This is a genomic window from Marisediminitalea sp., from assembly GCF_984433645.1.
In genome coordinates this window covers 1-5,146 of the sequence record NZ_CFIDRX010000241.1, presented here as the reverse complement: position 1 = coordinate 5,146, position 5,146 = coordinate 1, and the positions used below count along the sequence as shown (strand labels likewise).

The window sequence follows — 5,146 nt, the reverse complement described above, 5'->3', positions numbered from 1 at the left end:
CACGGTGTCCGGGATATTGACCGTGGTGGCGCCTGCATTGATGACCGCTTCTACCATGCGGCACAGGTAGTCGATATGGGTACGCCCAGCATCTTCACAAGAAAATTCGATATCATTGGTATAACGGCCTGCGTGTTTCACCGCCGCAACGGCCATCTCAACGATATCTTCCTGGGTTTTCTTCAACTTGTTGCTTACGTGAATATCTGACGTAGCAATGAAAGTATGAATCCGGAATTGGTCAGCAACCTTCAATGCTTCACCACAGGCATCAATATCGGCAGGTAACGCGCGTGACAAACCTGCTACCGTGGCATTCTTCACTTCTTTGGCAATCATTTGTACAGATTTAAAATCGCCCGGAGAGGACACCGGGAAACCCGCTTCAATGATATCCACACCAAGACGCTCGAGTGCCAGCGCGATCTGCAGTTTTTCTTTTACACTCAAACTGGCTGGCAAAGCTTGTTCGCCGTCACGCAAGGTCGTATCAAATATTTTTACCTGATTCGTCATGGCTTGGTACTCATGTTGTGAAGTTAAAAAAAAACCCGTGCTTAGCACGGGTTTTTGTGTGTTATTCGCTTAGTCGCAATCTACCCGTGCAATCTTGCTGCCATAAGGAGTAGAAGAGATAGAATCATAGTTTGCTTAATCATGGTTGTCCTGAAAAGCTAGAATTCGTGCGACTGTTTCAATGCGGGTAAATGTACAGGCTGAGCTGGATAAGGTCAACCACTGAATCCAATTTTCGCTATAAGTTTTAGTTATAAATTACGGTATTCGGCCTTTTTTAGGATAAAAATCATCTTTGGCCGTCAGCAGTGAGCTGAAATTAGAATTTAGGCGGCATTTTGGCGGCACTGAAATGACGCCAGTCAAGAGTACTGACCAGTAGCATTTCTCTGATAGACAAGCGTCGTGGCAGTGTTTTACCTTTGTGATTCCAACTGTGTCCACAGCATGCCGATGTCACGATGGTCTTGGTGGGTTTTACCAGATTAATCAGCCTTGGAGCGAAACGCGCCTCTTCCAGTGAGTTACCATTAAAATCAAACCAGCCAAACTTGTTGATATGCAGCGTCTGGTTTTCAAGCTGGACCTTGTCGATAGAGTCCAGTTCGATGTGCTCGTTGTCGAATTCCTGCACGCGGACGGGAATAACCAGGCCGACTTTGGCATGTTTTTCCAACCACTGTGCACAGACGTCTGAATCGGCGTTGCGTGCCGGGCTTTTCGCTGGCTGTTTGGCCTGCCAACTGGCGTTGTGTTCATCAAGAGCGAGCGGTGTAGTGCGACTTACCAGAAACCGCGCGGTGCGTTTCACATGATGGCTCAAGCCTGCCAATCTGCGGCGCAGTAAATTAATTTGTTTGGGACCATGAGCAGACAGGAATTGTAATTCCCGCTCATACAGGGCATTGCACAACTCGGCTAATTCGCGTTGTGAGGTATCAGATTCAACCGCCTGGAAGAAGTCTGTTTGTTGTGACGCGTGATCAGCGTGATCAGAAGACGGCGTCATGAATGATCATCGGTACGGCAATAAAAGCAGGGCAGGCCACATCGCCTGCCCCGTATTTATTACTGGCCTTTGATTTCGCTACGACCGTTGTAAGCCACTTTACCTGCCAGCGCTTCTTCGATACGCAGCAGTTGGTTGTACTTAGCAACACGGTCAGAACGACACAGTGAGCCTGTTTTGATTTGGCCCGCTGCAGTACCTACTGCCAGGTCGGCAATAGTAGCGTCTTCAGTTTCGCCTGAACGGTGAGAGATAACCGCGGTGAAGCCGGCGTCTTTCGCCATTTTGATGGCTTCCAGTGTCTCGGTCAGTGAACCGATCTGGTTAAACTTGATCAGGATAGAGTTACCGATACCGTTTTCAGTACCGCGCTTCAGGATCTTGGTGTTGGTTACGAACAGGTCATCACCAACCAGCTGTACTTTGTCACCGATCTTCTTAGTCAGGCTTGCCCAACCGTCCCAGTCACTTTCGTCCAGACCGTCTTCGATAGATACGATGGGGTACTGTTCACACAGTTCTGCCAGGTAGTCACCAAACGCTTCTGAATCGAAAGACTTGTCTTCACCAGACAGCACGTATTTGCCTTCTTTGTAGAATTCTGACGCAGCACAGTCAAGAGCTAGGGTAACGTCTTCGTTCATGGTGTAGCCGGCTTTTTCTACCGCTTCTACGATAACAGCCAATGCTTCAGCGTTAGAGCTCAGGTTTGGCGCGAAACCACCTTCGTCACCTACTGCGGTGTTCAGGCCTTTCGCAGACAGTACTTTTTTCAGGTTGTGGAAGATCTCAGCACCCATGCGCAGCGCTTCTTTAAAGCTCTTGGCACCAACAGGCTGAACCATGAATTCCTGGATATCAACGTTGTTGTCAGCGTGCTCACCACCGTTGATGATGTTCATCATTGGTACAGGCATTGAATATTGGCCAGAGGTACCGTTCAGGTCAGCGATGTGCTCATACAATGCAACACCTTTTTCGGTAGCGGCTGCTTTTGCTACTGCCAGAGAAACTGCCAGGATAGCGTTCGCACCCAGGTTTTCTTTGTTTTCAGTACCGTCTAAGTCGATCATGGCTTTGTCGATATCGCTTTGCGCTACCGGATCCATACCCAGCAGAGCCGGCGCAATTTTTTCGTTCACAGCAGCCACTGCTTTGGTTACGCCTTTACCCATGTAGCGGGCTTTGTCGCCATCGCGCAGTTCCAGTGCTTCGCGAGAACCAGTAGAAGCGCCTGACGGTGCACAAGCGCGTCCCATTACGCCTGAGTCCAGGTATACGTCTGCTTCTACTGTGGGGTTACCACGAGAGTCCAGAATTTCACGTCCAATGATACGCGAGATCTTCGCCATTTTATTTTCCTCAACAAGTAAAAAGGTACTCCGGGAGAGAGAAGTACCAGGTTTTTAAATTAATGATTTTCTTTTTGGTATTTTTGCGCTGCCGCCACAAACCCGGTAAATAACGGGTGGCCATCACGCGGAGTCGAAGTAAACTCCGGGTGGAACTGACCGGCAACGAACCAAGGATGATCCGGGATTTCCACTACCTCAACAAGGCGTTTGTCAGTGGACAAACCACTTACCTTCAGGCCAGCGGCTTCAATTTGGTCGCGCAGGTTGTTGTTTACTTCGTAGCGGTGGCGGTGACGTTCGTAGATTTCTTCACTGCCGTATGCATCGTGTACCTTGCTGCCCGGGATCAGGTGGCAAAGCTGACTACCCAGGCGCATAGTGCCGCCAAGGTCAGAACTTTCGTCACGTACCTCGGTACTGCCATCAGAGTCCAGCCATTCTGTGATCAGGCCGACCACCGGGTACGGCGTGTTTGGATCAAACTCGGTACTGTTGGCGTTTTCCATGCCAGCTACATTTCGTGCAAACTCGATCAACGCAACCTGCATACCTAAACAAATGCCAAGGTAAGGCACTTTGTTTTCACGTGCATAGCGGGCAGCCGCAATCTTGCCTTCAATACCACGCTCGCCAAATCCGCCTGGTACAAGAATCGCATCCAGTTTTTCCAGGATTTGCGTGCCTTTTGATTCGACGTCCTGAGAGTCAACATAGTGAATGTTGATGGTCAGGCGGTTTTTCAAACCGGCGTGTTTCAGCGCTTCGTTGACAGATTTATAGGCATCCGGCAGTTCAACATATTTGCCGACCATACCAATGTTCACTTCGCCTACCGGGTTAGATTCTGCATACAGAACCTGTTCCCATTCGGTCAGGTCTGCTTCTTCGCAATCCAGTTTGAAACGGTCTACAACCAGTTGATCCATTCCCTGGGCTTTCAGCGCTGCCGGGATGCGGTAGATGCTGTCTACGTCTTTCAGTGAAATAACGGCTTTTTCTGCTACGTTGGTGAACAATGCAATTTTTGAACGCTCGGTCGCTGGCATCGCGCCAACCGAACGACACACCAGGATATCTGGCTGAATACCAATTGAGCGTAGCTCTTTTACGCTGTGTTGGGTGGGCTTGGTTTTCAGCTCGCCGGATGCTGGCATGTAAGGCACCAGTGTCAGGTGCATAAACATCGCGTGGTCGCGACCAACTTCGGTACCCAGCTGTCTGATGGCTTCAATAAACGGTTGTGATTCGATGTCACCTACGGTGCCACCCACTTCAACAATAGCGACATCATGACCTTGTGCACCGTCGATAACGCGGCGCTTAATTTCGTTGGTGATATGCGGGATAACCTGAATGGTCGCGCCCAGATAATCACCGCGGCGCTCGCGGCGCAGTACTTCTTCGTAAACCCGTCCGGTGGTGAAGTTGTTCCGTTTTGTCATGCGCGTTCTGATGAAACGCTCATAGTGACCTAAATCCAGGTCGGTTTCGGCACCATCGTCAGTTACAAACACTTCGCCGTGCTGAATTGGACTCATAGTACCCGGATCAACGTTAATATACGGATCCAGTTTTAGCATGGTCACCGTGAGACCACGTGCTTCAAGGATGGCGGCAAGTGACGCTGCAGCAATGCCTTTACCAAGCGATGAAACGACACCACCGGTGACGAAAATATAATTAGTCATGCGAAACCTAAGACGTTGGGTTATTTATTGGGTAATGCACTGTTAGAAACAGCACTATAGACGGCGCAACAGTATACCCAATAAGCTGGCTGTTCACAATTATAACAAGCAATAAGATACGTGTATTAGGCGGGCAGGGCAATCTGCAATGATGACGTGTAGTTTGTTACGTATTTACGTCATCACTGCAGTGATTTAAGGACTAAAGATTACTCTGTTTTTTTAGTTCATAAATTAACGCGAGTGCCTGCTTGGGTGTCAGGTCGTCTGGGTCGATACCAGCCAGTGCCAGCTCTACAGCTGAAGGTTCGGGCTGCACAAACAGCGACTGTTGAGTGGCAGTTATTTCTGTCTGTGCATTGTTGCCAGGTGAGCCTGATACTTTTGCACTTTGCTCTAATTGTTTGAGACGAAGCTTTGCGGCACCGATAACGGCTTTGGGCACACCGGCTAATTGCGCCACCTGCAGCCCATAGCTTTTGCTGGCCGCACCCGACTCTACCGTATGCATAAAGCGAATTGTATCGTCGTGTTCTACTGCATCGAGGTGTAAATTGCTGACGCCATCCAATTGATTG

General features: G+C 49.4%; 5 protein-coding genes. All 5 read right to left on the bottom strand.

Annotation, left to right across the window (positions count from 1 at the left end):
- On the bottom strand, window positions 1-516 hold a 516-nt coding region (locus AC4MRN_RS19430; protein WP_491204238.1), incomplete at its 3' end, for a hydroxymethylglutaryl-CoA lyase-like TIM-barrel protein.
- A 319-nt stretch (window positions 517-835) separates the two neighbouring features.
- Window positions 836-1,525 (bottom strand): hypothetical protein, encoded by a 690-nt coding sequence (locus AC4MRN_RS19425; protein WP_255054125.1) that lies wholly within the window; start codon window positions 1,523-1,525, stop codon window positions 836-838.
- 59 nt (window positions 1,526-1,584) lie between these two features.
- Window positions 1,585-2,877, bottom strand: a complete 1,293-nt coding sequence (gene eno / locus AC4MRN_RS19420; protein ID WP_073323188.1) for a phosphopyruvate hydratase — start codon at window positions 2,875-2,877, stop codon at window positions 1,585-1,587.
- Window positions 2,878-2,936: 59 nt separating this feature from the next.
- On the bottom strand, window positions 2,937-4,568 hold the full coding sequence (pyrG, locus tag AC4MRN_RS19415) for a CTP synthase (protein WP_073323186.1): 1,632 nt from the start codon (window positions 4,566-4,568) through the stop codon (window positions 2,937-2,939).
- A 202-nt stretch (window positions 4,569-4,770) separates the two neighbouring features.
- Window positions 4,771-5,146: MutS-related protein (locus AC4MRN_RS19410; protein ID WP_491204237.1), on the bottom strand; the 376-nt coding region annotated here is incomplete at its 5' end.